Annotated in this window: 26 protein-coding genes; 15 read left to right on the top strand and 11 right to left on the bottom strand. The window is 69.6% G+C overall.

Features of this window, described 5'->3' with window-relative positions:
• The first annotated feature begins 47 nt into the window (after positions 1 to 47).
• The 4 genes from lysS to OG801_RS11905 all read left to right on the top strand — a co-directional run bounded on the left by lysS (position 48) and on the right by OG801_RS11905 (position 5,117).
• Positions 48 to 1,502: a lysine--tRNA ligase gene (gene lysS, locus OG801_RS11920; RefSeq protein WP_406036269.1), complete on the top strand. Its 1,455-nt coding sequence runs from the start codon at positions 48 to 50 to the stop codon at positions 1,500 to 1,502.
• 151 nt (positions 1,503 to 1,653) lie between these two features.
• Positions 1,654 to 2,634 carry a helix-turn-helix domain-containing protein gene (locus OG801_RS11915; protein ID WP_406035858.1) on the top strand — a complete coding sequence of 327 codons (981 nt, stop codon included), beginning with the start codon at positions 1,654 to 1,656 and terminating at the stop codon, positions 2,632 to 2,634.
• 157 nt (positions 2,635 to 2,791) lie between these two features.
• The gene (locus OG801_RS11910; protein WP_406035857.1) at positions 2,792 to 4,090 is read left to right on the top strand and encodes an adenylosuccinate synthase; all 1,299 of its coding nucleotides are present in this window, start codon (positions 2,792 to 2,794) and stop codon (positions 4,088 to 4,090) included.
• Positions 4,091 to 4,289: 199 nt separating this feature from the next.
• Positions 4,290 to 5,117 carry a hypothetical protein gene (locus tag OG801_RS11905; RefSeq protein WP_406035856.1) on the top strand — a complete coding sequence of 276 codons (828 nt, stop codon included), beginning with the start codon at positions 4,290 to 4,292 and terminating at the stop codon, positions 5,115 to 5,117.
• A 4-nt stretch (positions 5,118 to 5,121) separates the two neighbouring features.
• On the opposite strand, the gene OG801_RS11900 is transcribed toward OG801_RS11905, so the two are convergent.
• The 3 genes from OG801_RS11900 to OG801_RS11890 are packed head-to-tail and all read right to left on the bottom strand — an operon-like array spanning position 5,122 to position 7,955.
• Positions 5,122 to 5,406 carry a hypothetical protein gene (locus tag OG801_RS11900; protein WP_406035855.1) on the bottom strand — a complete coding sequence of 95 codons (285 nt, stop codon included), beginning with the start codon at positions 5,404 to 5,406 and terminating at the stop codon, positions 5,122 to 5,124.
• Positions 5,407 to 5,428: 22 nt separating this feature from the next.
• The gene (gene purD / locus OG801_RS11895; RefSeq protein ID WP_406035854.1) at positions 5,429 to 6,715 is read right to left on the bottom strand and encodes a phosphoribosylamine--glycine ligase; all 1,287 of its coding nucleotides are present in this window, start codon (positions 6,713 to 6,715) and stop codon (positions 5,429 to 5,431) included.
• A gap of 25 nt (positions 6,716 to 6,740) precedes the next feature.
• The gene (locus tag OG801_RS11890; RefSeq protein ID WP_406035853.1) at positions 6,741 to 7,955 is read right to left on the bottom strand and encodes a DUF4032 domain-containing protein; all 1,215 of its coding nucleotides are present in this window, start codon (positions 7,953 to 7,955) and stop codon (positions 6,741 to 6,743) included.
• A gap of 39 nt (positions 7,956 to 7,994) precedes the next feature.
• Here OG801_RS11890 and purB point away from each other — a divergent pair, with 39 nt between their 5' ends.
• From purB to OG801_RS11875, 3 genes are all read left to right on the top strand, one after another.
• On the top strand, positions 7,995 to 9,425 hold the full coding sequence (purB, locus tag OG801_RS11885; RefSeq protein WP_406035852.1) for an adenylosuccinate lyase: 1,431 nt from the start codon (positions 7,995 to 7,997) through the stop codon (positions 9,423 to 9,425).
• A gap of 62 nt (positions 9,426 to 9,487) precedes the next feature.
• On the top strand, positions 9,488 to 9,835 hold the full coding sequence (locus OG801_RS11880; RefSeq protein ID WP_406035851.1) for an NUDIX domain-containing protein: 348 nt from the start codon (positions 9,488 to 9,490) through the stop codon (positions 9,833 to 9,835).
• 40 nt (positions 9,836 to 9,875) lie between these two features.
• Positions 9,876 to 10,775 carry an oxygenase MpaB family protein gene (locus tag OG801_RS11875; RefSeq protein ID WP_406035850.1) on the top strand — a complete coding sequence of 300 codons (900 nt, stop codon included), beginning with the start codon at positions 9,876 to 9,878 and terminating at the stop codon, positions 10,773 to 10,775.
• Here OG801_RS11875 and OG801_RS11870 read toward each other — a convergent pair.
• A complete protein-coding gene (locus tag OG801_RS11870) occupies positions 10,762 to 11,079 on the bottom strand; it encodes an antibiotic biosynthesis monooxygenase family protein (RefSeq protein ID WP_406035849.1) in 318 nt (105 codons plus the stop codon). The genes OG801_RS11875 and OG801_RS11870 overlap by 14 nt on opposite strands.
• 58 nt (positions 11,080 to 11,137) lie before the next feature.
• Between OG801_RS11870 and OG801_RS11865 the strand changes: the two genes are divergently transcribed.
• On the top strand, positions 11,138 to 11,716 hold the full coding sequence (locus tag OG801_RS11865) for an antibiotic biosynthesis monooxygenase (protein WP_406035848.1): 579 nt from the start codon (positions 11,138 to 11,140) through the stop codon (positions 11,714 to 11,716).
• On the opposite strand, the gene OG801_RS11860 is transcribed toward OG801_RS11865, so the two are convergent.
• Positions 11,713 to 12,042: an ArsR/SmtB family transcription factor gene (locus OG801_RS11860; protein ID WP_406035847.1), complete on the bottom strand. Its 330-nt coding sequence runs from the start codon at positions 12,040 to 12,042 to the stop codon at positions 11,713 to 11,715. The genes OG801_RS11865 and OG801_RS11860 overlap by 4 nt on opposite strands.
• A gap of 85 nt (positions 12,043 to 12,127) precedes the next feature.
• Here OG801_RS11860 and OG801_RS11855 point away from each other — a divergent pair, with 85 nt between their 5' ends.
• On the top strand, positions 12,128 to 13,336 hold the full coding sequence (locus OG801_RS11855; protein ID WP_406035846.1) for an MFS transporter: 1,209 nt from the start codon (positions 12,128 to 12,130) through the stop codon (positions 13,334 to 13,336).
• An 11-nt stretch (positions 13,337 to 13,347) separates the two neighbouring features.
• On the opposite strand, the gene OG801_RS11850 is transcribed toward OG801_RS11855, so the two are convergent.
• A complete protein-coding gene (locus OG801_RS11850; RefSeq protein ID WP_406035845.1) occupies positions 13,348 to 13,947 on the bottom strand; it encodes a nucleoside deaminase in 600 nt (199 codons plus the stop codon).
• Complete coding sequence (locus OG801_RS11845; RefSeq protein ID WP_406035844.1) at positions 13,947 to 14,543, bottom strand: hypothetical protein; 597 nt, start codon at positions 14,541 to 14,543, stop codon at positions 13,947 to 13,949. The genes OG801_RS11850 and OG801_RS11845 overlap by 1 nt, the downstream gene beginning before the upstream one ends.
• 159 nt (positions 14,544 to 14,702) lie before the next feature.
• Here OG801_RS11845 and OG801_RS11840 point away from each other — a divergent pair, with 159 nt between their 5' ends.
• Positions 14,703 to 15,599, top strand: coding sequence for a hypothetical protein (locus tag OG801_RS11840; protein ID WP_406035843.1), 897 nt, complete (start codon positions 14,703 to 14,705; stop codon positions 15,597 to 15,599).
• Here OG801_RS11840 and OG801_RS11835 read toward each other — a convergent pair.
• A complete protein-coding gene (locus OG801_RS11835; protein WP_406035842.1) occupies positions 15,583 to 16,569 on the bottom strand; it encodes a sulfotransferase family protein in 987 nt (328 codons plus the stop codon). The genes OG801_RS11840 and OG801_RS11835 overlap by 17 nt on opposite strands.
• A gap of 83 nt (positions 16,570 to 16,652) precedes the next feature.
• Between OG801_RS11835 and OG801_RS11830 the strand changes: the two genes are divergently transcribed.
• The 3 genes from OG801_RS11830 to OG801_RS11820 all read left to right on the top strand — a co-directional run bounded on the left by OG801_RS11830 (position 16,653) and on the right by OG801_RS11820 (position 20,315).
• Positions 16,653 to 17,561 carry a phosphoribosylaminoimidazolesuccinocarboxamide synthase gene (locus tag OG801_RS11830; RefSeq protein ID WP_406035841.1) on the top strand — a complete coding sequence of 303 codons (909 nt, stop codon included), beginning with the start codon at positions 16,653 to 16,655 and terminating at the stop codon, positions 17,559 to 17,561.
• 117 nt (positions 17,562 to 17,678) lie between these two features.
• On the top strand, positions 17,679 to 19,241 hold the full coding sequence (locus OG801_RS11825; RefSeq protein WP_406035840.1) for a long-chain-fatty-acid--CoA ligase: 1,563 nt from the start codon (positions 17,679 to 17,681) through the stop codon (positions 19,239 to 19,241).
• A gap of 102 nt (positions 19,242 to 19,343) precedes the next feature.
• Complete coding sequence (locus OG801_RS11820) at positions 19,344 to 20,315, top strand: hypothetical protein (RefSeq protein WP_406035839.1); 972 nt, start codon at positions 19,344 to 19,346, stop codon at positions 20,313 to 20,315.
• Between the two features lie 43 nt (positions 20,316 to 20,358).
• On the opposite strand, the gene OG801_RS11815 is transcribed toward OG801_RS11820, so the two are convergent.
• Positions 20,359 to 20,973: a hypothetical protein gene (locus tag OG801_RS11815; RefSeq protein ID WP_406035838.1), complete on the bottom strand. Its 615-nt coding sequence runs from the start codon at positions 20,971 to 20,973 to the stop codon at positions 20,359 to 20,361.
• A gap of 150 nt (positions 20,974 to 21,123) precedes the next feature.
• Positions 21,124 to 22,374 carry an MFS transporter gene (locus tag OG801_RS11810; protein ID WP_406035837.1) on the bottom strand — a complete coding sequence of 417 codons (1,251 nt, stop codon included), beginning with the start codon at positions 22,372 to 22,374 and terminating at the stop codon, positions 21,124 to 21,126.
• A 79-nt stretch (positions 22,375 to 22,453) separates the two neighbouring features.
• Between OG801_RS11810 and purS the strand changes: the two genes are divergently transcribed.
• Both purS and purQ read left to right on the top strand, forming a co-directional pair.
• A complete protein-coding gene (gene purS / locus OG801_RS11805) occupies positions 22,454 to 22,705 on the top strand; it encodes a phosphoribosylformylglycinamidine synthase subunit PurS (protein ID WP_179659934.1) in 252 nt (83 codons plus the stop codon).
• Positions 22,702 to 23,373 (top strand): phosphoribosylformylglycinamidine synthase subunit PurQ, encoded by a 672-nt coding sequence (gene purQ, locus OG801_RS11800; protein ID WP_355019626.1) that lies wholly within the window; start codon positions 22,702 to 22,704, stop codon positions 23,371 to 23,373. The genes purS and purQ overlap by 4 nt, the downstream gene beginning before the upstream one ends.
• Here purQ and OG801_RS11795 read toward each other — a convergent pair.
• Positions 23,339 to 24,589: an ROK family protein gene (locus tag OG801_RS11795; protein WP_355019625.1), complete on the bottom strand. Its 1,251-nt coding sequence runs from the start codon at positions 24,587 to 24,589 to the stop codon at positions 23,339 to 23,341. The genes purQ and OG801_RS11795 overlap by 35 nt on opposite strands.
• Positions 24,590 to 24,713 lie beyond the last annotated feature (124 nt).

Genomic DNA, 24,713 nt, shown 5'->3' with positions numbered 1-24,713 from the left:
CCAACGCGCCCGCTGAGCCCAGTGATGGGCCTGACCTGAACGAGCAGATGATCGTTCGGCGCGAGAAGCGCGAGCGCCTGCTGGCCGAGGGCAAGAAGGCGTACGCCATCGGGGTCGGCCGCACGCACACGCTCGCCGAGGTGCGCGAGGCCTACGAGGACAAGCTCGAGGCCGGCGAGGAGACCCAGGACGTGGTCACCGTTGCCGGTCGGGTCATGTTCGTCCGCAACACCGGCAAGCTCGCGTTCGCGACGCTGCAGGAGGGCATCGGCACCCGGCTCCAGGTGATGCTCTCGCTCGCCGAGGTGGGGGAGGAGTCGCTCGCGGAGTGGAAGAGCCTGGTCGACCTCGGTGACCACGTCGCCGTGACCGGCCGGGTGATCTCCTCGCGGCGCGGCGAGCTCTCCATCATGGCTTCGAGCTGGGAGATGGCGTCCAAGGCGCTACGGCCGCTGCCGGTGCTCCACAAGGACCTCTCCGAGGAGGCCCGGGTCCGGCAGCGTTACGCCGACCTGATCGTGCGCCAGGAGGCGCGCGACATGGTGCGTACGCGCGCGAAGATCACCCAGGCGATCCGCCGCCGTCTCGAGGACGACGGCTACCTCGAGGTCGAGACGCCGGTCCTGCAGCTCATCCACGGTGGTGCGCACGCGCGGCCGTTCAACACCCACATGAACGCGTTCGACCAGCCGATGACCCTGCGCATCGCGCTCGAGCTCAACCTCAAGAAGGCGGTCGTCGGCGGCGTCGACAAGGTCTACGAGATCGGCCGGATCTTCCGCAACGAGGGCGTCGACTCCACGCACAGCCCCGAGTTCACGATGATCGAGGCCTACCAGGCCTACGGCGACCAGTTCACGATCGCCGAGGAGATGCGGCAGATGTACCTCGCCGCCGCCGACGCGGTGGGCTCGCGCCAGGTGGAGACGGACGCCGGCGTCATCGACCTCGACGGCGAGTGGAAGTGGCTGCCGGTCTACGAGGGCGTCTCCGAGGCCGTCGGTGTCGAGGTCACCCCCGACACCGACGTCGACACGCTCAAGGCGCTCGCCGACAAGCACGACGTCGAGCTCGACCCGGCCTGGGACGCGGCCAAGATCGTCATGGAGCTGTGCGGCGAGCTGGTGGAGCCCCACCTGATCCAGCCGACCTTCCTGTGCGACTTCCCGGCGATCGCCCAGCCGCTGGCGCGGATCAACGACGAGGAGCCGGGCAAGGTCCTCGCCTGGGACCTGATCATCGGCGGTGTCGAGCGCGGCACCGGGTTCACCGAGCTGATCGACCCGGTCGTGCAGCGCGAGGTCCTCACCGCCCAGTCCCTCCTCGCCGCCGGCGGTGACCCCGAGGCGATGCAGCTCGACGAGGACTTCCTGCGGGCGCTGGAGTACGGCGCCCCGCCGATGGGTGGTCTCGGGCTCGGCCTGGACCGGGCGATCATGCTCTTCACCGGTGCCGGGATCCGCGAAACGATCCTCTTCCCGCTGCTCAAGCCGGAGGCCTGACCGGCCTCTCGCTGGTCGAGCCGGATTCGCGAGGAACGAGCGAATCCGTGTCGAGACCAACACGGCTCGTACGCGACTGTGTTGGTCTCGACACCCGCTCGCTGGCGCTCGCGGGGCTCGACCAGCGGTTGGTGAGACTAAAGTGCCGGGTATGGAGAGCGGCCGGTCGGAGACGTTGATGACCGCGCTCGGGTTCGACCCGGGCGCGGCGCAGCTCTACAGCCGCCTCCTTCCGCTCACCGGGTGGCCGTGCATGGTGGTGGCGGCGACGCTGTCCACCTCCGAGGAGGAGCTGAAGGAGGAGGCCGCGCCCCTGGTCGAGAGCGGAGTCATCAGCTGCGGTGAGACGTTGACCGTGCTCAGCCCGACAGCGGTGGTCGCCCACATGCTGGAGCGGGCCGCGACCAGGGCCCAGGACGCCCACGACCATCTGCTGAAGATCTCCCAGTCGGTCCCGTACGTCGCAGGCACCGCCGCGCGGCTTCCGGCCCAGATCGGCGAGGAGCACCCGATCGAGGGCGAGGTGATCGCGACCGAGTTCACGCCGGAGACCTTCGAGCGGCTGGTCTCGACCACCTCGGGCGACATGATGTGGCTGCGCCCGGCGGTGACCGTCCACCCCTCGGAGATGCGGTTCATCTCGGTCATCGAGTCCACGATCAAGTCGGGTCGCCGGTGTCGTGGGATCTACCCGGTGGCAGCCCTGAAGCAGGCGCCCGACGTGCTGCGGATGCGGATCGAAATCGGTGAGGAGGTCCGAATCCTGCCGCGCGTCGGCACCCACCTGATGGTGGTCGGCAGCACGCACGCGATGTTCCCCGACCCGCTCGGCCCGGTGGAGCAGCCGATGATCAACGTACGCCAGCGGGGCATCGTCGAGGTGGTGACCAGCTACTTCGAGGAGCTGTGGCGCCGCGCCCTCCCGGCGGCCGAGCTCGAGGACCTGCCGAGCGCCGAGCGCCGCCTCTTGCTCGCCGAGCTGGCCAGCGGAGCCCAGGACGAGCAGATCGCCCGGAGGCTGGGGGTCTCGCTGCGTACGGTCCGGCGACGGGTCGCCGAACTGCTCGAGGAGCTCGGTGCGACCTCACGGTTCGAGGCGGGTGTGGAGGCCGCCCGGCGAGCCTGGCTGTGACGTACGCGCCTGAATTTGCTAGCGTGTGGTCGCAAGAGCCCTGGTCTTGCCAGGGTTTTTTGCATTTGTAGATGGATCCAACACACACGAGATATTGGTGCGTTGAGCAGCCGGGCACGCCCGGAGGGACTCCGTCCGGAGCGAAGGAGCGACACACATGCCCGCGATCACGATCATCGGTGCCCAATGGGGCGACGAAGGCAAGGGCAAGGCGACCGACCTGCTCGGTGAGCACGTCGACTACGTCGTCAAGTTCAACGGCGGCAACAACGCCGGCCACACCGTCGTCATTCGCCAGGAAGACGGGCAGAGCGAGAAGTACGCCCTCCACCTGCTGCCCAGCGGCATCCTGACCGCCGGCGTGACGCCGGTGATCGGCAACGGCGTGGTCGTCGACCTCGCGGTCCTCTTCGAGGAGCTGACCGGTCTGGAGGCGCGCGGCGTCGACATCTCCAAGCTGAAGCTGTCCGCCAGCGCCCACGTCATCGCCGACTACAACCGCCAGCTCGACAAGGTCACCGAGCGCTTCCTCGGCTCGCGCAAGATCGGCACCACCGGCCGCGGGATCGGCCCGACCTACGCCGACAAGGTCAACCGCATCGGCATCCGCGTCCAGGACCTCTTCGACGAGTCGATCCTGCGCGGCAAGGTCGAGGGCGCCCTGGAGCTGAAGAACCAGCTGCTCTCGAAGGTCTACAACCGTCGTGGCTTCACCGTCGACGCGGTCGTCGAGGATCTGCTGTCCTACGCGGACCGGATCGCGCCGATGGTCTGCGACACCGGCCTGCTGCTCAACCAGGCGCTCGACCGGGGCGAGACCGTGCTTCTCGAGGGCGGCCAGGCGACCCTGCTCGACGTCGACCACGGCACCTACCCCTTCGTGACCTCCTCCAACGCCACCTCGGGCGGCGCCTGCACCGGCTCCGGGATTCCGCCGACCCGGATCGACCGCGTCGTCGCGATCGTGAAGGCCTACACCACCCGCGTGGGCGAGGGGCCGTTCCCGACCGAGCTCTTCGACGCATCGGGCGACTACCTGCGTGACAACGGCCACGAGTTCGGCACGACCACCGGACGCCCTCGCCGCTGTGGTTGGTACGACGCGGTCATCGCCCGCTACGCCGCCCGCGTCAACGGCGTCACCGACTTCGTCCTGACCAAGCTCGACGTGCTCGACGGACTCGAGGAGATCCCGGTGTGCGTGGCGTACGACGTCGACGGTGTCCGCCATGACGAGATGCCCGTCAACCAGTCCGACTTCCACCACGCCAAGCCCATCTTCGAGATGCTGCCGGGCTGGAAGGAAGACATCTCGGGCGCGCGGTCGTTCGCCGACCTCCCGGCCAATGCTCAGGCGTACGTGAAGTACGTCGAGGAGATCTCCGGCGCCCCGATGTCGGTCATCGGCGTCGGCCCGGCCCGCGACGAGACCGTCATCATCAACTCGCTGACCTGACGTTGTGAAGCTGAGAGTGGCCTATAGGTCACTCTCAGCTTCACAACTCGTGGTTATCCACAACCTCCACCTATTGCTGTTGCCCGGCGTGGCCGGGTGGGTTGGGGTAGCAGCCATGGGGAGCGGAGTTGGACGCTGGCGAGGCGTTGCTGATGAGCAGGGTGGACTGATCACTCGCGCGCAGTTGGCCGAGGCGGGTATGACCCGTTGGAGCGTGGCGCACAGGATCGAGTCGGAGCGGTGGCAGCTGTTGTCGCCGACCGTGATCGCGACGACGACCGGGGAGCTCAGTGACGAGCAGCGGATCTGGCATGCGGTCCTGCACGCCGGTGACGGTGCGATGGCCGGAGGACTCACGGCTGCGACGCTCGCCGGCCTGAAGAACTGGCACCGGGACGAGGTCACGGTCCTCGTTCCGTACGCACGTGGGCGGCCCAGCCCGCTCTCCGACGTTCGCTTTGTCAGGATCCGGCGATCGCTGCGTGAGGTGGGTTCACCGCCTCGGTGTCGCATCGAGCCGGCGGTTCTCCTCTTCGCGGCCGCCGATCGGTCAGAGCGGACGGCTCAGGGGGTGCTCGCGGCCGTGGTCCAGCAACAGCTGACCAGCCCTGAGGATCTGCTCGAGTGGCTGGAGAGGCTGGCTCCGCTGAGACGCGCCGCGACGTTGCGGCGGGCGATCGAGGACATCGGGGGAGGCGCTCAGTCGCTGGCGGAGATGGACGTCAAACGCATGTGCCGGAGCTTCGGCTTGGCGAAACCCACGCGCCAGGTGAAGCGCAGAGATGCCGACGGACGGACCCGCTACACCGACTGCGAGTGGCAGCTCCCGGACGGACGCACTCTAGTGCTCGAGGTGGACGGCGGCTTCCACATGGAGGCCGAGCACTGGGAGGACGACCTGGCAAGGCAACGTGCCTTGGCAGCAACCGACCGCATCATCGTCAGGTGCACAGCCCGCGAACTGCGTGATGAGCCGGAGCGGGTGGCTCGGGACCTGCTGGCGCTGGGAGTGCCAGCCGCGGCGTGAGAGGTCAGGTCACCGAACGGCGGATGGTGACGCGTCCGGCCTTCAGGTCGACCCCGTAGGGCGGGTCGTCGCCGTCGGGCGAGGGGACCACGTGACCGACGTTGTCCTGGTCCTCGAGGTCGCGCGCGGCGCGGGCGTTGCCCGGGTCGAAGACGTCGATGAAGTTGCCGAGACCGTCGCCGATCCCGGCGGAGACGCCGCGGCGCGAGGAGCGCAGGGCCTTGTGGCAGGCCGCGATGATCAGGCCGAGCACGACAACGACTGCGACGCCGAACACGACCCAGGTCATGTTCGGCAGGGTACGCCGATGCTCAAAGCAGCGAGGCGCCCTCGACGACACCGAGCGGCTCGGCCGCGATGTCGGAGCGTCGCTGGAGACCGTCGAAGCTGATCAGGTCGGCGGCTGCGTACGCCCGCGAGCGCGCGTCGTCGATGTCGTAGCCCTTCGCGCGGACCGCCAGCACCCGGCCTCCCGCGGTGACCAGGTGGCGGTGGTCGGGCTCCTCGGGAGTGGAGGCGTCGACGATCGCCGTGCCGGCGTGGATCACGTCCACGTCGTTGATCGAGTTGGCGTTGCCGGCGCCGGTGATGACGTCGCCCTTCGAGGACGACTCCGGGTAGCCGGCCGAGGCCAGCACGACGGTCACCGAGGCACCGTCGGAGAAGGTCGGCGCCTCGACGGTGTCCAGCGCACCCGTGGCCGCCGCGAGGAGCAGGTCGCCGAGGGAGGACTCCAGAAGGGCGAGGACCGGCTGGACGTCGGGATCGCCGAAGCGGCAGTTGAACTCGATCACCTTCGGACCCTTGGCGGTCAGCGAGAGCCCGACGTAGAGGCACCCGACGAAGGGAGCGCCGCGCTTCTCCATCTCGACCAGGGTCGGCTGGACGACGGTCGTCAGCACGACGTCGGCCAGGTCCGGCTGCGCCCACGGCAGCGGCGAGTATGCACCCATTCCACCCGTGTTGCCGCCCTTGCCGCCGTCGAAGATCCGCTTGAAGTCCTGTGCCGGCTGCAGCGCGTGGGCCCGCGTCCCGTCGCAGATCGCGAACAGCGAGACCTCGGGGCCGTCGAGGAACTCCTCGATGACGACCCGCTCGCACGCGGCCGCGTGGGCCAGCGCCTCCTCGCGGTCACGCGTCACGACGACACCCTTGCCCGCGGCGAGAGCATCGTCCTTGACGACGTACGGAGCGCCGAACTCGTCCAGCGCGGCGGCAGCCTCCTCGGGGGTGGTCGCCACGCGTGATCCCGCGGTCGGCACGCCGGCCACCGACATCACGTCCTTGGAGAACGCCTTCGAACCCTCGAGCTGCGCGGCAGCCTCCGACGGCCCGAAGACCGGGATCCCCGCCTCACGAACCGCGTCGGCCACCCCGGCCACCAGCGGCGCCTCGGGCCCGACGACGACCAGATCGGCGCCCAGCTCGCCGGCCAGGGAGGCGATCGCGGGACCGGACATGATGTCCACGTCCCGGAGCGTGGCGAACTCCGCGATCCCGGGGTTCCCGGGCGCGGCGTACACCTCGTTCCCTTCCTGGGAGAGCTTCAGAGCGAGCGCGTGCTCACGACCACCGGTGCCGACGACGAGGATCTTCACGTGGCCACCTTATGACGGGCCCGGCTCACTCCTCGCCGGGCGGGGTGACGGCCTCGTCGGGCCGGTGCTGGATGACGTCCTCGTAGTAGGACTCGGCGGCATTGATGAGCTTGACCCACTCGCCGGCGAACTGGGAGAGCACCCAGCGGTGCTCGAGGATCTCGTGGAACATCTGCGCCGGGGTCAGCTTGGCGGCGGCGCCGGGCGGACGCATCGCGACGATGGGCTCGTAGACCTCGCGCAGCCAGCGGCTCGCCGCGACCTCGATCGGCCGGTCTCCGAGGTCGCGGGTGGCGCGGAAGGCGGAGATGTCGTTGAGGATCCGCCGTGCCTGGGCGTCCTGGACGTCCAGCCCGGTCAGCGTACGCAGCTCGCGGCGGTGGTGGCCGAGCTCGACCACCCGCGGGCGGAGGGCGACGGTGTCGCCGTCCTCGCTGGTGGTGATGTCGAGCTCCTCGACGTCGAAGCCGAGGTCGTGGAGGCGCTCGATGCGCTGCTCGATGTGCCACATCTCCTCGGCGGAGAAGACCTGCTCCTCGGTGAGCTCGCGCCACAGAGCGTCGTAGCGGCTCTGCAGCCGCTCGACGATCGCGTCGATCGGGAAGGCCTCGGGCAGGGACTCGCTCGCCTGCAGGTCGAGCAGCTCGCCGTAGATGTTCTGGTAGGCGACCTCGAGGTCGTACTCCCGCAGCCGGTCGGAGAGCTCAGGCTTCAGCTCCCCGGTCTCGGCGTCGACCAGGTAGGCCGCGAACCCGTTCGCGTCGCGCACGAACAGGACGTTCGACAAGGACACGTCGCCCCAGTAGAAACCGGCCAGGTGGAGGCGTACGAGCAGGACGACGAGGGCGTCGATCAGGCTGGGGAGCCGGTCGGCGGCCAGGCCCCGCTCGAACAGGGCGCGGTAGGGGAGCGAATAGGTGAGGTGCTCGGTCATCAGTGCGGCGTCGAGGTCGTTGCCGTCGCGGTCCTTGCGACCCGTGACGACGCTCTTGGCGACCACGGTCGGCAGGCCGAGGCGCTGCAGCTCGCGCAGCATGTTGTATTCCCGCCGGGCGACGTCGGCCTGGGTCTCCTTGACCGCGTAGATGTTGTTGCGCACCCGCACGATGCGTACGACATGACGACTCAGCCCGCGGGCCAGCGGCACCACGACATCATCCGGCCAGTCCTCCAGGGGAAATGACCAGGGCAGGGTGTAGATCGCCGGATCGGGCCGGCTGGCGAGGATCCGCAGGGCCATACCGCCACGTTAGTGGGGGTGGGCACGGAGCATGGGAGAATGTCCGCCGTGACTGTGGTGCCCAACGTTCTCGCCAACCGCTATTCCGCGGCCGACCTCGCCGGGATCTGGAGTCCCGAGCACAAGATCGTCCTGGAGCGTCAGCTCTGGATCGCGGTGCTCAAGGCCCAGAAGGATCTCGGCATCGACGTCCCCGACGGGGTCGTGGAGGCGTACGAGAAGGTCGTAGATGACGTCGACCTCGACTCGATCGCCGCGCGCGAGCGGGTGACCCGCCACGACGTGAAGGCGCGGATCGAGGAGTTCGCCGCGCTGGCCGGTCACGAGCACATCCACAAGGGCATGACCTCGCGGGACCTCACCGAGAACGTCGAGCAGCTCCAGGTGCTCTCTTCGCTGAAGGTGATCCGCGACCGTGCCGTCGCGACGCTGGCCCGCCTGGCGCGGCTCGCGGCCGAGCACGAGACCACCGTCATGGCCGGCCGTTCGCACAACGTCGCTGCCCAGGCGACGACGCTCGGCAAGCGGTTCGCGACCGTCGCCGACGAGATGCTGGTCGGGCTCCAGCGGGTCGAGGAGCTCATCGCCCGCTACCCGCTGCGCGGGATCAAGGGTCCGATGGGCACGGCGCAGGACATGCTCGATCTGCTCGACGGTGACGCCGACAAGCTGGCCGCGCTCGAGGAGCGGGTCGCGGCCCACCTCGGCTTCGAGAACGTCTTCACCAGCGTCGGCCAGGTCTACCCGCGCTCCCTCGACTTCGACGCCGTCTCGGCGCTGGTCCAGCTGGTCTCCGGCCCCTCCAACCTCTCGACCACGATCCGGCTGATGGCCGGCAACGAGCTGGTCACCGAGGGTTTCAAGGAGGGCCAGGTCGGCTCCTCCGCGATGCCTCACAAGATGAACTCGCGCTCCACCGAGCGGGTCAACGGCCTCTCGGTGGTGCTCCGCGGCTACCTCTCGATGATCTCCGAGCTGGCCGGCGACCAGTGGAACGAGGGCGACGTCTCCGACTCGGTCGTGCGTCGCGTAGCGCTCCCGGACGCGTTCTTCGCCGCCGACGGCCTCTTCCAGACCTTCCTGACAGTGCTCGACGAGTTCGGCGCCTTCCCGGCCGTCATCCAGCGCGAGCTCGACCGCTACCTGCCGTTCCTGGCGACCACCAAGGTGCTGATGGCCGCCGTCCGCAACGGTGTCGGCCGCGAGGAGGCGCACGAGGCGATCAAGGAGGCCGCTGTCGGCACCGCGCTCTCGATGCGCAAGGGCCAGGCCGAGAACGACGTCTTCGCCAAGCTGGGCGCCGATTCCCGTCTCGGTCTGACCGAGGACCAGATCCAGTCGCTGGTCGCCGAGCCGATCGAGTTCACCGGTGCCGCCGTCGCGCAGGTCCAGGAGGTCGTACGCCGGGTGGAGGCCGTCACCGCCCGCCATCCCGAGGCCGCCGCCTACGTGCCGGGAGAGATCCTCTGAGCCCGAACCCTGGGCTGGTCATCACCGTCGCGGCCGTCGTCTTCCGTGACGGTGACGGGCGGATGCTGACCGTCCGCAAGAACGGCACCGCGAAGTTCATGCTCCCCGGCGGAAAGCTGGAGCCGGGGGAGTCGGCCGCGGAGGCGGCCGTCCGCGAGGTGGCGGAGGAGCTCGGCGTACGGCTTCGGGTCGAGGACCTGGCGCTGCTCGGCGAGTTCGAGGCGGACGCCGCCAACGAGCCGGGCCACCTGGTGCGCTCGACGGTCTTCACCTGGGCCGGCGAGGTCGCCCCGGACGCCGCCGCCGAGATCGCGGAGCTGCGCTGGGCGACGCTCGCCGAGATCACCGACGGAGCCGACTTCGCCCCGCTGACGAGGGAGTACGTCGTCCCCGCCCTCGAGCCCGCCTGAACCCTCGCGGCCGGCCGCGGCGCGGTGTCAGACTGTCGGTGTGCCCGGGTACTTCGCCGCCGACTCGATGGTCGTCCGTGCCATGCGTCAGCGGGTCGTCGGGCTGAGCTGGGGACAGCGGGCCCTGGTGATCGGCGGCCTGCACCCACGGCTCTTCGTCGGCACCGCGCAGCACACGGTGCACCGGGCGACGCCCTACACGCGGCTCGCGGTGACCGCTCGGCTGATGGAGACGGTCTTCCTCGGCACCAAGGAGGAGGCCGACCGGGCGCTCGCCTTCACTGCGAGGCGGCACGTGCCCGTCGCGGGGACGATGGAGGTCCCCGGCGGCCCCGCGCATCCCGCGGGGTCGCCCTACTCGGCCGCCGACCCCGGGCTGATGTGGTGGACGGCGGCGTTCGCGCTCGACTCGGTCGAGTTCATGTACGACGCCCTGGTCCGCCCGCTCCGCCCGGACGAGCGCGAGGAGCTCTTCGACGGGTTCGTGACCTGGGCCGGTCTCTTCGGCATGCCGGCCTCGGCCGCGCCCGCCTCCTATCCCGACTTCCGCCGCCGCTTCGACGCCTGGCTCGCCTCGGACGAGCCGTATCTCGTGGACGAGGCGCGCCTGGTCGGCCGCCACATCGCCGGCACCGCCGGCTACCACCTCCCGGGCGGGCCGCCGACCTCCGAGACGCTCCGGACCGTCGTCCAGGGCAGCCTCCAGGCGGTCGTCCGCGAGCACTACGGCATCCCGTGGTCGGCGGCTGCCGAGAGGAGGTGGCGGGCCGTACGCACCGCCAGCCGCCTCGCCCACGGCCGCCTCTCGCTCCTCGGGCCCACGCCGTTGCTGCGCGGGCGGAGCGAGAACTTCTACAAGGTCGTTCAGCAGGGTGAGCAGGCGCTGGTGGGCCGAGGAGGCGTCAGCATCCCCGGCGTCTCCGACGTCACGCCGGCTTGACGTCCAGGACTACCTCGAACTCCAGCAGGTCGGCTCCGGTGGCAACGGGCTTGCGGGGCGCCTCGCCCGGCGGGGTCGCGTGCGCGGCCCGGGCATCCCCGTCGCGCCAGGCCGCGAAGGACTCCTCGGAGTCCCAGTGGGTGACGACGAAGTAGCGGTCGTCGCCGGCGACCGGGCGCAGCAGCTGGAAGCCGAGGAACCCCGGCGACTTCTCGACCGCCCCGGCTCGCGCCGCGAACCGCTTCTCGAGCTCCGCGCCCGCCTCGGCCGGAACCTGGATTGCATTGATCTTCACCACAGTCATGCCGCAAACGTATGCGACGGCTGGGGAGGCGGCGTACGTCCCTGCGACGATGGACGGCATGTCCGAGCCGGTAACCGTGACCATCGCCCGTCGAGTCTCCGTGGAGCGCCGCGACGAGATGGTCGCCTGGATGCAGGCAGGGATCCGGCTGGCCAGCGAGTTCCCCGGCTTCCTAGGCGCGGGCTGGGTGCGGCCGTCACCGGACTCCGACCAGTGGCACCTGCTCTACCGCTTCGACTCCCACGAGACCCTGGGCAGCTGGGACAACAGCCGACAGCGCGGCTGGTGGCTGGGTGCGGGGGAGCCGTTCGTCGAGGAGACCCGGATCGAGCGGCGTACCGGCATCGAGGGCTGGTTCGACCCGCCGAGCACGTACGACGTCGAGCAGGTCTCCGGGGTCGCGACGGCCCCGCCGCGGTGGAAGCAGACGATCACGATCTTCCTGATGTTCTACCCGGTCAGCCTGCTCGCCAACTGGCTGCTCGGGCCGCTGGTCGCGGAGTGGGCGCTGCCCCTGAAGGTGCTCGGGGTGATGGTCGTGACGCTGCCGTTCATGACGTACTTCGGACTGCCGTGGATCACCCGCAACATGGAGTGGTTCCTGCACGGCCGCGCGGCGCCCTGGCGCCGAGGTTAGGCCTTCGGACCGTCCTCGGCGGAGAGCACCGAGTCGAGGAGCCCGGGGAACCGCGCGTCGAGGTCCTCGCGGCGCAGCGAGAGGCGCCGGGCGCGGCCGTTGGCCTCGTTGCGGACCACGCCCGACGTACGCAGCACCTTCATCAGGTGCGACTTGGTCGACTTCGGCACGTCCGGGTTGCTCAGGTGGCACTCCGCCATGTCGAGAGGTCCGTCGACCAGTTGGCGGGCGATCGCCAGGCGCTCGGGGTCGCTGAGCGCGAAGAGCACGGTCGTCAGCGAGATCTCCGACCGCTCGGGATGCGGGAGGTCCGGGGAAGAACTCATGGTTCGATAATAGTTGCACAGTCAGCGGAAGGCACGTACTCTCCATAAAAGGTTCGAAAAAATTCGAACGATGGATGGAGTGGTGATGTCGGCAGACGTAGTGAGCGGTACGACGACGGACGCCGTCGTCGGGCGGCGACTCGGCGCGGGGGTGGCCCTCGGGGCGGTGGTGCTGATGATGGCCGGGGCCAGCGCGCCCTCGCCCTTCTATCCCGACCTCCAGGTGGGCCTGGGGCTCGAGCCGTGGGTGATGACGGCTGTCTTCGCCGTCTATGCCGTCGCTCTGCTGGGCACCCTGCTCGTCTTCGGCTCGGTCTCCGACCACGTCGGCCGGCGTCCGGTGGTGACCATCGGGTTCCTCCTGCTGGCGGCCAGCTTCGCGCTCTTCCAGGGCGCCGAGACCGCCGCCGTCCTCTTCGAGGCGCGGATCCTGCAGGGGGTCGCGAGCGGCCTGCTGCTCTCGACGCTCTCGGCCGCCATCGCAGACTTCGAGCGGCCCTCGCGGCCGGGCTCCGCGGCGGTGGTCAACGCCGTCGCTCCGATGGTCGGACTGGCGATCGGCGCCATCGTCGCCGGCGTGGTCCTGCAGGTGGCGGCGGACGCGCAGCTCATCGTGTTCGACGCCCTCGTCGTGCTCTCCCTCCTCCTCGCGGTCGGCGTGTGGCTGGTCCCCGAGACCGCGCCCCGTCACGAAGGCCTGCTCGCATCGCTGCGTCCGCGGATCGCCGTCCCGCCGGCCATTCGGGGCCTGCTCAGCCGCAGCGCCCCGGCGATCTTCGCCGGCTGGGCGACCGGTGGGCTCTTCCTCTCCCTCGGTGCCGCGATCGTACGCACCGAGCTGGGCGCCAGCAGCCATGTCCTCCAGGGGCTCGCGATCGGTGCCCTCGCCGGGTCCGGGGCGGTGGCGGCGTACCTCTTCCGGAACCGCTCGGCCCGGGCGACGACGCTCTACGGCACGGCCGCGCTGGCCGGCGGCACGGTGCTGAGCCTGCTCGCGCTCCCGACCGGCTCGGCGGCGGCGTACCTCGTCGCCGTGGTCGTCGCGGGCTCGGGCTTCGGGACCGCCTTCTTCGGCATCCTGCGCTCGATCATGCCGCTCCTTCCGGCGCACGAGCGGGCGGAGGTCTTCGCGGTGATCTTCATCGTGTCCTACCTCGCCTTCGGCATCCCGGCGGTCATCGCCGGGCTGCTGACGCCGCAGATCGGTCTCACGACCACGACCTATGTCTACGGCGCCGTCGTCGCGGTGCTCTCAGCAGTGGCCGGGTTGCTGCGCTGGCGCAGCGGGGACTGACAGGGCCCTGGTCAGGGGTGCGCGATCGCGCCGCCACCCTTCCTCTCCTGGTACGTCGCCGAGAGCTCGTCGTAGGTCCGGGTGATCCGGGCGAGCTGGTCGGGGTCGGCGAGCGGGGCGAGCCCGGTGCTGACGAAGTAGGCATTGGTGCGGTTGTAGAGGTCGCGCCCCGGAGCGACCTCGTCGCGGTCGGGATCGGGGACGGCGTAGACGCCCTTCAGGATCGCCAGGTCGTAGGGGATCGCGAAGGAGTCGGCCGAGTCCTGGTGGCTGAAGAGATAGGCGAACTCGGGGAACCCTGACCAGGCGATCCCCGACAGGCACAGCGAGCACGGCTCGTGGGTCGCCAGCAGCAGGCAGTCGGCGGGAGCCGGCCGGTCCGCGGCCGGCAGCTCGAAGAAGCGCTTGATGGCATGGATCTCGCCGTGCCACAGCGGGTTCTCGGTCTCGTTGTTGGTCTCGGCGACCACCGTCGAGAGGTCCGCGCGGCGCACGATCGCGGCGCCGAAGATCTTGTTGCCCGCTTCCACGCCGGCACGGGTCAGCGGGACGATCTCCTGCTCGATCACGTCCAGCAGGCGGCGTACGTCTGCCTCGTCGGTCAGGTCCATCAGACCAGCGCCTCGCCGCCGTGGGTGGCGAGCTTGCGGGCGACCTCGGCGAGGTCGGCGCGCCAGATCTCCTCGGGGCCGGGTGGGAGGATGTCGTCCCAGTCGGGCGAGAAGCTGCCGCGTACGGAGAGCAGGTCCTTCGGGCGGGCCAGGAACCACATGTGCAGGTGCTCGGCACCGTCGCCGATCCGCATCGCGTGGCAACGGGCGATGTTTGGCAGGCTCTCCACGATCCTGGCGAGCCGCACCGTGAGAACCCCGAACTCGGCCGCCTGGTGCTCGTCGAGATCGGGCAGGTCGTAGTGCTCGAGCGGCTCGAGGATCAGCACCAGCGGCAGCCCGGACTGCGCCAGGTGCTTCACCCGCCAGCTCTCGTCCTGCCAGATCACGCCCGGCAGGTCGGTGCCGCACAGGTTGCAGTCCACCCCGTCCTCGCCGCTGCGTGGCTCCTCGGGAGCCGGGGGAGCGAGCGGCTTGGGGGCGATCTCGCCGTCGCGTACGACCCACGGGAAGACGTCCCACTCGGTCACCCTCGGAGCGGGCAGGTCGCCGCCGGCCTGGACGCGGGCGTAGATGTGATCAGCTGTCTCGGCCATGGCTCGAACGATGCCACAGCGGGCGGAGATGTAACACGCTGTTCGTAGGACTAACCGGTCGTTCCGATAGGGCGAGTAGTCCTACGAACGACGTGTTACATCAAGTGGCGCCGCGGCGTGGATCCTTAGGCGAGTGAGTGACTTGACTAAGATGACTCTATGACCACCGGTGTGCTTCCGTCCCTCCCGTCCTACGACGGCGCCGAGCTCGTGATCCCGGCGCCGGGCGAGGGTCCGGGCAACTGGGCCGGTGCGTCGAGCGCGGTCCTGGTCGACGGGGTCTTCTGGCTGACCTGGCGCAACCGGCGGCCGCTCTCGGACGGGCGCGGGGTGACGGTCAGCGTGGCTCGCTCGACCGACGGGGTGCGGTTCGAGACGGTGACCGAGGTCCACCGCGACCAGTTCGGCTGCGAGTCGCTGGAGCGGCCGGTGCTGGTGCCGTTGCCCGAGGGCGGCTGGCGGCTCTACCTCTCCTGCGCCACCTGGGACTCCAAGCACTGGTGGGTCGACAGCCTCACCGCCGACACCGTAGCCGGGCTCCCTGAGGGAAACCGCCAGGTTGTCCACCCCGGCAGCGACACCGTCGCGGTCAAGGACCCGGTGATCGCGATCGACCCGGTGACCCAGACCTGGCAGATGTGGCTGTGCTGCCACCCGCTCACCGAGCCCGGCCACGAGGACCGGATGACGACCCGCTATCTCACCTCGACCGACGGCCTGGAGTGGCACGACGACGGCGAGGTCCTCGCCGGACGTCCGGGCCGGTGGGACGCCCGCGGGGCCCGGGTCACCACGGTCGTCTCCCACGACCCGCTCGTCGTCCTCTATGACGGCCGCGCCGACGCCGCGTCCAACTGGTACGAGACCACCGGCGTCGCCCGCTGGGACGGCACCCGTCTGGTCGCCGACCCCGATGCGGCCCCGGTCGCCAGCCCCCACTCCGACGGCGCCTTCCGCTACGCCAGCGCGGTGGCGCTGCCCGACGGCCGGATCCGCTACTACGTGGAAGCCGCCCGTGAGGACGGCGCCCACGACCTGATCACGCTGGTTCGCTGAGGCTCTCCGCGAGTCTCGCGCGCTCCTGGAACGATCCCCGGCTCGAGGTGGAGAGCCAGTCGGAGAAGTCCTGCCCGCTCACCTTGATGAGCAGCTCGATGTCCTCGGCGAAGGCGGGCAGCAGCTGCTCGCGCTGCTCCGGGGTCAGCCGGGGCCGGTGGTGGTCGCCCGGTCCTGCCAGCTGGCGCAGCAACGGCGGGTAGCTCCTGCGCCAGACCTCCGGCGGCGCGAACTGGGCGAGCCAGGCACCGCCCCTGATCACGGGCCCGAGCACCTTCGGGCGCCAGCCGGGTTCGACGTACGTCCTGCTGTTGTCCTTCGGGATGTGACCGACATGGCCCTGCTCGATGCCGAGGAAGCGGCAGGCGCGGTCGACGGTCGCGGCGGGCTCGTCGACGATGTCGCGGTAGCGCACCACCAGCACGCGATCCTCGCCGACCAGCCCGTAGAGGTGGTCGAGCTGCCGGCCGTAGAGCCCGAGATCGCGGTAGCGCCAGAACGGTGCCCAGCCGTCGTGGGCGCGCCGGTCCTGGAGCCGGAACGCCGTGGGGAAGTCGGCGACGGGCTCCAGCCCGTCGCACCACAGATGCATCCAGTTGGAGTAGGCGCGGTCGATCGGGTCACGCACGACGGCGATCAGCTTCACGTCCGGGAGCTCCTGGGCGATCCGCCGCTGGGCGCTGGTGGAGTAGAGGTAGAACGGCGTGCTCTCGCCCCTGATCGCGTGCTCGGGGGCGGCGGCGAAGAGTCGGTCGTAGTCCGTACGCCGCCAGACCCACTCCTGCTGGGAGTGCTTGTCCCCGGGGCCGCGCCAGTGCGGCGGCGGAGCGTCGTCGCAGAGCCAGTACTTCGGCTCCTTCGGTGTCGTGGCGAACACCTGCGGGTGCCTCGCCAGTGCCGAGTGCAGTGCCGTGGTCCCTGCTTTCGGTGCCCCGATGATCAAGAAGTCTGGCTGTGGTCGTCGCTCCATGGGCGGCCCTTCCGCTTAAATCGCTCGAAACAGTCTACTTAAGCGAGAAACGGTTCAGGAGGACTATCTCTTAGGCTGATCCCGTGGCTGAACTCAACATCCCGCCGGCGCCGGCGATCCCGGGCGCGAAGCACCTCCACTCCGGCAAGGTGCGCGACCTCTACGAGCTGGAGGAGGGTCCGTACGCCGGTCAGCTCCTGATGGTCGCCAGCGACCGCATCTCGGCCTTCGACCACGTCTTCGACACGGTCATCCCGGACAAGGGCGAGGTCCTCACCCGGCTGTCGCTGTGGTGGTTCGAGCAGTTCGAGGACCTGGTGCCGACCCATGTGCTCTCGACCGACGTCCCTGCGGCCGTCGAAGGTCGGGCGGTGGTCGCCCAGAAGCTCCACATGCTGCCCGTCGAGTGCGTTGCGCGCGGCTACCTGACCGGGTCGGGTCTGCGCGAGTACGAGGCCACCGGCGAGGTCTGCGGCATCCGGCTGCCGGCCGGTCTGGTCGACGGCTCCCGGCTCACCCCGCCGATCTTCACCCCGGCCACGAAGGCGGAGCTCGGCGACCACGACGAGAACGTCACCTACGAATACATCTCCAAGCTGATCGGCGAGGACGACGCCGCCGCGGTGCGCCGGCTGACGCTGGCGGTCTACCAGCGCGCCGACGAGATCGCCCGCGGCTGTGGCCTCATCCTGGCCGACACGAAGTTCGAGTTCGGCGTACGCCAGGACGACCTGGGCATCCGCACCATCGTGCTCGCCGACGAGGTGCTCACCCCGGACTCCTCCCGCTACTGGGACGCGAGCCAGTGGCACCCCGGCGCCGCGATCCCCAGCTTCGACAAGGACGTGATCCGGCGCTGGCTGCTCTCGCCCGAGTCCGGCTGGGACCGCGCCGCCGGTGGTCCGCCGCCGGAGCTGCCCGAGGAGATCGTCGCGCGCACGCGGGCGAAGTACGTCGAGGCGTACGAGAAGCTCACCGGCCACCGCTTCTGATAGAACGCCAGGCAAAGTTTCAGGGACACGTGTCGCAGTAAAAACCGAGACCGTGTTCCGCGAGAAGCTACGCACGGGTAGGTTGTGACGCGTAACACGCACACCACTGGAGGCCATGTGTCCACGTACAACCTCGCTTCGCTGCTCGAAGACTCCGCGGCGAACTATCCCGAGCGCACCGCGATCGTGCTGGGAGACATCCGTCTGAACTACGCCCAGATCAACGGTGCCGCCAACCAGGTCGCGAACCTGCTGGCGAGCAAGGGCATCGGTGCTGGTGACCGGGTCGCTCTGATGAGCCCGAACCTGCCCTACTTCACGATGGTCTACTTCGGCATCCTCAAGGCTGGCGCCACCGTCGTGCCGCTCAACGTGCTGCTCAAGGGGCGCGAGGTGGCCTACCACCTCAAGGACTCCGACGCGAAGGCCCTCTTCGCCTTCGAGGGCACCCCGGAGCTCGCCATCGGCGCCGAGGCGCACGCCGGCGCGCAGGAGGCCGGGGTCGAGAACCTCTTCCTGATCACCGCCGACCCGACCGCCGCGTCGCCGATCGAGGGCGTGACCACGCTCGGCCAGGGCATTGGGACCCAGCCGCCGACCTTCGAGACCGTGGCCACCGACGAGGACGACACCGCGGTCATCCTCTACACCTCCGGCACCACCGGGCAGCCCAAGGGCGCCGAGCTGCGTCACCGCAACATGCGCGACAACGCGCTGGCCGGCGCCGACCTCTTCGGTGCCTCGGCCGAGCAGCCCGACACCTATCTCGCCGTGCTGCCCCTCTTCCACGCCTTCGGCCAGACCGTGGTGCAGAACGGCGCGATCGCCTTCGGTGGCACCGTCGTGCTGCTGCCCCGCTTCGACGCCGCGGCCGCGCTGGCGACGATGCTCAAGGAGAGTGTCACCTTCTTCGCCGGCGTGCCGACGATGTACTGGGGCCTGCTCGGTGCCCTCTCCGAGGACACCGACGTGGCCACGCTCGCCAAGAACCTGCGTGTCGCCGCCGCCGGTGGCTCGGCCCTCCCGGTCGAGATCCACAAGGAGTTCGAGAAGCGCTTCGGCGTGACCATCCTCGAGGGCTACGGCCTCTCCGAGACCTCGCCGGTGGCGTCGTTCTCGCTCTACGGCCAGCCGGTGCGTCCGGGCTCGATCGGTGTCCCGATCCCGGGTGTCGAGATGCGCCTGATCGACCCGGCGTCGTGGGACGACGTCGAGTGGACCGCCGACGCGATCGGCGAGATCGCGATCAAGGGCCACAACATCTTCAAGGGCTACTACAACCGCCCCGAGGCCACCGCCGAGGTGCTCACCGACGAGGGCTGGTTCCGCTCCGGTGACCTCGCCAAACGCGACGAGGACGGCTGGTACTACATCGTCGACCGCGCCAAGGAGCTCATCATCCGCGGCGGCTTCAACGTCTACCCGCGTGAGATCGAAGAGGTCCTGCTGACCCACCCGGCGGTCTCGCTGGCCGCCGTGATCGGTGTCCCGCATGACTCCCACGGTGAGGAGATCAAGGCGGTCCTCGTGCTCAAGCCCGGCGCCTCCGCGACCTCCGAGGAGATCGTCGCCTGGAGCAAGGAGCAGATGGCGGCCTACAAGTACCCGCGCATCGTCGAGATCGTCGACGCCCTCCCGATGACCGCCACCGGCAAGATCCTCAAGCGCGAGCTCAAGTAAGAGATTTCGTACGCCGGCAGCAGCCGTAGCTCGAAGATCGCAGTCACTGGGTGGCTGCGATCTTCGAGTTTACGAAGGTCCGATCTGGGGTAGAACGGTTTCGTGGAGCACTCGGGAGACGCGAAGCAGCCGTTCGACCATGACGGCATGGTGCGACTGCGCGATGAGATCCAGGGAGGCGTTGTCGCGCGATGGCAGTTGCGCGAGCTGCACGCACAGGATCACGACATCCGTCGCCTCGTACGCAAGCGCGAGCTCACCACGATCTATCCTGGCGTCTACGTCAATCACACCGGCAACCCGACTTGGGGTCAGCGTGCCTGGGCGGCGGTGCTGGTGTGGTGGCCGGCGGCTCTGGCGGGTCGATCCGCACTGCCGAAACCGCCCGAGCGCGCACCGATCGAGGTGATGGTGCCTCTCGACCGCACCGTGCGTGCACCCCGTGGCGTGATCGTCCGGCGGCGCGCTCGTTTCGATGGGTACGTCGACTGGGCCGCCTACCCGCCCCGGCAGCTGCTCGCCGAGGCTGCGATCGACGCGGCAGCCGAGGGGAGTGATGTCGGTGAAGCGTTCTCGATGCTTGCCGGCCTCGTTCAGACCAAGGCTGCGACGGCGTCGGCCCTGATTCAGGCTCTCGGCTACCGCAAGCGGTTGACCAACCGGGGCCTTCTGACAGAGCTGCTCGAGGACCTGAAGGCCGGCGCGTGCTCGGTCCTCGAACGCGAGTACCTGCGCCGCGTCGAGCGCGCCCATGGTCTGCCCGCGGGTGAGCGCCAGGTCGCCGACTCGATTCGGGGCTTCTCGGTTGAGCGTGACGTTGCCTATGCGGCGTACGGGCTGGTCGTGGAACTCGACGGCCGTTCCTTCCACGGCAGCGCTGCGGCTCGAGACGCCGATCATGTTCGTGATCTGGATGCGGCGGTCGCGCGTGGGTTGCGGACCGTTCGGCTCACATATGGGCAGGTGCTCGGTGACCCGTGTCGAACGGCCATCGGCATCGGTGAGCTGCTTCGGCTCGGGGGTTGGGAGGGCCGGATTCGCTCGTGCACGGACTGTCCGGCGGGCTCTGCGTGACTAGCTCGAAGATCGCAGTCACTCGGTGGCTGCGATCTTCGACCTACGGTCCGATGTGATCGTTGCGATCCACGCCGAGCGCGTCGAGAGCCGCCTCGACCGCGGCGATACGCCCGGCTCGGTCGGCTGGGATGAGCTCGACGGAAGCGTGACCGTCGGCGATCCGGATGCCCAGGAGGGTGCGTTCGGCGTGAGGGAGCCGTTCGACCCGCACCTGGAAAGCTGTCGCTCTCCGGTCGAGGACCCATCTCGGCTCCGTGTCGCCCATTCCCCAGATCTCGATCAGACCAGGGCGGACACCGAGAGCGATCGCCGCACCGTTGTTGAGGCCGACCAGGTTCACTCCCAGTGCCCGCGCGTGATCCCTGGTGCCCTTCGACGCGAACCCCGTGACGACGGCGGCATCGGGATGGGCCGCAAGAATGCGCTCGGCGATGACGCGCCGGCGTCGGGTCATCATCGGCATAACCAGGACGATCCCGACCGCGATCAGAGCCCAGGACACGGCCACGGTGATCAGGACCTCGATGGCTTTGCCGTCTGCGCCGAGCGCTTGGGCCATCAGTAAGGCAGCAAGTGGCGCGACACCGAGCGTGACCTTCACAAGATGGTTGCGGCGCTCTGCACGTTTGTCGAGCAGTATGTGTGGTGCGGTCATCGCGGGATCTCCAGTCTCCAAGAGCACTGAATCATCGCGTATCGGGACGTGGCGGGCCATGTCTTTGGGGACCGCTGGCCTCCACGGGGTGGTGAACCCCGACGAGCCAGACGTGCGCCGCCGACCTGAACCAGAATCGTCCGGCGGTAGTCACCCGGTGGCTGTGGTCTTCGAGTTTGTGGTTCCTGCACGGAAGGTGAGCATCGGCCGGGAGGTGGCGCCGACGGCGGCCAGAGCGAGCAGGCAGGTGATGCCCCCGCTGACCAGGGCGAACGAGCCCGAGGTGAGTTGGGCGACAGCGCCGCCGCGGAGGTTGCCGACCTCCGGCCCGCCGGCGCCGACGATCATCTCGATCGCGGCGGTGCGGCCGCGCAGATCGTCGGGCACCGCGAGCTGGATCAGGGTGCCGCGGGTGACGACGCTGACAGAGTCGGCGGCGCCGGCGACGGCGAGCAGGACGAGGCACAGCCACGGTGAGGTGACGAGCCCGACGGCGCCGAGGCTGGCACCCCACACGGCTGCGGCGCCGATCGTGATCGGGCCCGGGCGGCTGCGTCTGGTGAACGAGCCCGAGACGAGCGAGGCCGCGACACCTCCGACGGCGATCGCGGTCAGGAACAGCCCGAGGGTGCGCGGGTCGCCGCCGAACCGGGCCTCGTTGACCAGCGGAAACAGGCTCACCGGCATGGCCAGGACGGTGGCCGCCAGGTCGACGAGGAGCACGCCGCGTACGACCGGCTGGGTGGCCGCGAAGCGCAGGCCTTCGAGGACTCCGCCGCCGCTCGACCTCGTCGCGGGCGCGAGAGCCGGGAGGCCGACGACCCCGAGGAACCCGGCGGCGAAGGAGGCCGCGTCGACGGCGTACGCGATCTCGAGGCCGGCGTAGCCGATGATCAGTCCGCCGATCGCCGGGCCGAGGAGCATCGATCCCTGGAAGCTCAGCCGGTTGAGGGCGAGCCCGGCCGCGACCTGGTCGGTGGCGAGGAGCCGCGGGATCACGCCCATGCTCGCGGGGGCGGCGACCGAGCCCGCGGCGGCCATCAGCGCGACCAGCACCAGGACGGGCCCGAGCGAGGACGGCGAGGTGCCCAGCCAGAGGGCCTGCACCATCAGCAGCAGTGCCAGCACGAGCTGGGTGAGGGTGGTGACCAGCAGGATCGAGCGCCGGTCCGCGCGGTCCGCCACCGCGCCTCCCCAGAGCCCGATCGTGAGCATCGGGACGAGCTGCGCGAGCGCGACGCTGCCGGACCAGAACGGGCTGTGGGTCGCCTCCCAGACCTGGTACATCACCGCGACCACCGAGATCTGCCCACCCAGCCCCGACACCGCCCGCCCGATGAAGAAACGGCGGAAAGCAGGAGACGTACGCAACGGGGTGATGTCGATCAGCAGATGGCGCACGAGGAGCGATCGTAAAGACCGGGCAGGGAGGGGGGCAACGGTTTAGGTGAGCGGCGTATGGCCCACCTAGACTGCAGCCATGCCTCGCGTTGTCGTCGACGTCATGCCCAAGCCCGAGATTCTCGACCCGCAGGGGAAAGCCGTACTCGGCGCCCTGCCGCGGCTCGGGTTCACCGGGGTCACCGAGGTCCGTCAGGGCAAGCGGTTCGAGCTGGAGATCCCCGAGGTCACCGACGACGCGCTCGCGCAGATCGAGAAGCTCGCCGAGACCTTCCTGGCCAACACGGTGATCGAGAACTTCGTCGTGCGCGTGGAAGAGCCCGCCAAGTGAAGATCGGCGTCATCACCTTCCCGGGCACGCTCGACGACGTCGACGCGCAGCGCGCCGTCCGTGTCGGCGGCAACGAGGCCGTTGCGCTGTGGCACGGCGACCACGACCTGCAGGGCGTCGACGCGGTGATCCTGCCGGGCGGCTTCTCCTACGGTGACTACCTGCGCTGCGGTGCCATCTCCCGCTTCGCGCCGATCATGACCGAGGTCATCGAGGGTGCCCAGAAGGGCCTTCCGGTGCTCGGGATCTGCAACGGCTTCCAGATGCTCGTCGAGTCCCACCTGCTCCCCGGCGGCCTGCTGCGCAACGACCACCTCAAGTTCATCTGCCGCGACCAGAAGCTGCGCATCGAGAACGCCTCGACCGCCTGGACCTCCGCGTTCACCCAGGACCAGGAGATCGTGGTCCCGCTGAAGAACGGCGAGGGGCAGTACGTCGCCGACGCCGACACCATCAAGCGGCTCGAGGGCGAGGGCCGCGTCGTCGCGCGCTACCTCGACGTGAACCCCAACGGCTCGGTCAACGACATCGCCGGCATCACCAACGAGGCCGGCAACGTCGTCGGCCTGATGCCCCACCCCGAGCACGCCGTGGAGACCCTCACCGGCTCCGGCACGGACGGGCTCGGCTTCTTCACCTCGCTGGCCGAGAAGGTCCTGTCCCGCTGACCGACCAGGGGTGACCTGGCTGCACCGAAGCGATCAGCTCGTCCCAGGCTCTGCTCGCCGCCAGCGTGAGCGCGCCGGCGAGCACGGCACGGTCGGCAGGGACCAGCAGGGCAAGCTCCGGTGGGACCAGTGTGAACCGGGGCAGATGCAGGCGCAGCTGGTCCATCAGGAAGTCGCCGGCATTGGCGATGCCCCCGGTGAGGACCACGACGTCCGGGTCGATCGCCAGAAAGACCGGGGCCAGTCGCTCCACCATCTTCTTGGCGACCGTGGACACGGCCACGACGGCGGCCCGGTCGCCCTCGGCGGCTGCTGCGAAGACCTGTTGGGCCGTCAGGGGCTGGTCGGCAGACAGCGCTCCGCCGGGGTGACGGGACGCCTCCGCCCTGGCCAGCTCGGCAATTCCCGCAGCGCCGAGGGCATGCTCCAGTGGCCCCCGGCCGTGCTCGTCGAACTGCACGCCCTCGTCGGAGACCGGGATCAGGCCGACCTCGCCGGCCGCGCGGTGCGCCCCGCGATGGAGGGCGCCGTCGATCACCACGCCGGCCCCCAGGCGCTCACCCCAGTGGATCACGACCAGTGTCCGGCCCGGGTGCTCGGCGCTGGCCGCGATGGCAGCCAGGTTCGCGTCGTTCTCCACCAGCAGCCTCGCCGGGAATCGACGGTCGAGGTCGGCAAACAGTCCGGCATCGGTGATGCCGGGGGCGGACGGCGCTATCGTCACTCGGCTCAGCTCCGGGCCGACCACACCGGGCGACCCGGCAACCACCGCTCCGATCCGGTCGGCTGGCAGCTCCGCAGCCTCTAGTACGCCGTCGACCAGCGTGCCGACCTGACGTCGGACGGCGGCGGGGTCGGCGCCCAGCGGCACCCCGATCGACTCGTGCGCGAGCGGGTCACCCTGAATGTCGACGATGGACGCCGCGACCCGGTGAGGTCCGATGTCCAGTCCGAGCACGGGCAGCAGCCCGCGGCGCAGAACGTACCGGGTGGCGGGCCGTCCGGCTCCGGACGGTTCCGATGGTGCCAGTGGCTCGACCACGGCGGCGGAGGACAGCTCGTCGATCGCCTGCGAGACGGTCGGCCGGGTCAACCGGGTGTCTGCCGCCAGCTCGGTGATACGCGCTCCGGCCGAGCCTGCCGCCCGGACGCCTTCGAGGACCGCGGTGGTGTTGAGCCGCCGCAGCACGCTGTTTCCGCTCGACTCTCCCCTCATCGCGCACCCCGATTTCCACCCATGACGAACAAGTTACCGGCTTCCCTTCCCCCGTCAGCATCGACCGAAACCCCTTGACCGCCGCCATGTCCGGGAGGAGTATGAGCCCACATTACGAAAATGT

Origin of the sequence: Nocardioides sp. NBC_00163 (assembly GCF_045206295.1) — a bacterium.
Classification (GTDB): domain Bacteria; phylum Actinomycetota; class Actinomycetes; order Propionibacteriales; family Nocardioidaceae; genus Nocardioides.
This window is presented reverse-complemented; position numbering and strand designations above follow the sequence as displayed.

Excerpts from the sequence above, each read along its gene's own strand:
- purS (WP_179659934.1), top strand. The coding sequence starts at position 22,454 with ATGCCTCGCGTTGTCGTCGACGTCATGCCCAAGCCCGAGATTCTCGAC.
- OG801_RS11815 (WP_406035838.1), bottom strand. The coding sequence starts at position 20,973 with ATGACCGCACCACACATACTGCTCGACAAACGTGCAGAGCGCCGCAAC.
- OG801_RS11910 (WP_406035857.1), top strand. The coding sequence starts at position 2,792 with ATGCCCGCGATCACGATCATCGGTGCCCAATGGGGCGACGAAGGCAAG.
- OG801_RS11915 (WP_406035858.1), top strand. The coding sequence starts at position 1,654 with ATGGAGAGCGGCCGGTCGGAGACGTTGATGACCGCGCTCGGGTTCGAC.
- OG801_RS11855 (WP_406035846.1), top strand. The coding sequence starts at position 12,128 with ATGTCGGCAGACGTAGTGAGCGGTACGACGACGGACGCCGTCGTCGGG.
- OG801_RS11845 (WP_406035844.1), bottom strand. The coding sequence starts at position 14,543 with ATGGCCGAGACAGCTGATCACATCTACGCCCGCGTCCAGGCCGGCGGC.
- OG801_RS11870 (WP_406035849.1), bottom strand. The coding sequence starts at position 11,079 with ATGACTGTGGTGAAGATCAATGCAATCCAGGTTCCGGCCGAGGCGGGC.
- lysS (WP_406036269.1), top strand. The coding sequence starts at position 48 with ATGATCGTTCGGCGCGAGAAGCGCGAGCGCCTGCTGGCCGAGGGCAAG.
- purB (WP_406035852.1), top strand. The coding sequence starts at position 7,995 with ATGTCCGCCGTGACTGTGGTGCCCAACGTTCTCGCCAACCGCTATTCC.
- OG801_RS11835 (WP_406035842.1), bottom strand. The coding sequence starts at position 16,569 with ATGGAGCGACGACCACAGCCAGACTTCTTGATCATCGGGGCACCGAAA.
- OG801_RS11860 (WP_406035847.1), bottom strand. The coding sequence starts at position 12,042 with ATGAGTTCTTCCCCGGACCTCCCGCATCCCGAGCGGTCGGAGATCTCG.
- OG801_RS11840 (WP_406035843.1), top strand. The coding sequence starts at position 14,703 with ATGACCACCGGTGTGCTTCCGTCCCTCCCGTCCTACGACGGCGCCGAG.
- OG801_RS11865 (WP_406035848.1), top strand. The coding sequence starts at position 11,138 with ATGTCCGAGCCGGTAACCGTGACCATCGCCCGTCGAGTCTCCGTGGAG.
- OG801_RS11795 (WP_355019625.1), bottom strand. The coding sequence starts at position 24,589 with ATGAGGGGAGAGTCGAGCGGAAACAGCGTGCTGCGGCGGCTCAACACC.
- OG801_RS11880 (WP_406035851.1), top strand. The coding sequence starts at position 9,488 with ATGCTGACCGTCCGCAAGAACGGCACCGCGAAGTTCATGCTCCCCGGC.
- OG801_RS11850 (WP_406035845.1), bottom strand. The coding sequence starts at position 13,947 with ATGGACCTGACCGACGAGGCAGACGTACGCCGCCTGCTGGACGTGATC.
- OG801_RS11900 (WP_406035855.1), bottom strand. The coding sequence starts at position 5,406 with ATGACCTGGGTCGTGTTCGGCGTCGCAGTCGTTGTCGTGCTCGGCCTG.
- OG801_RS11890 (WP_406035853.1), bottom strand. The coding sequence starts at position 7,955 with ATGGCCCTGCGGATCCTCGCCAGCCGGCCCGATCCGGCGATCTACACC.
- OG801_RS11905 (WP_406035856.1), top strand. The coding sequence starts at position 4,290 with ATGACCCGTTGGAGCGTGGCGCACAGGATCGAGTCGGAGCGGTGGCAG.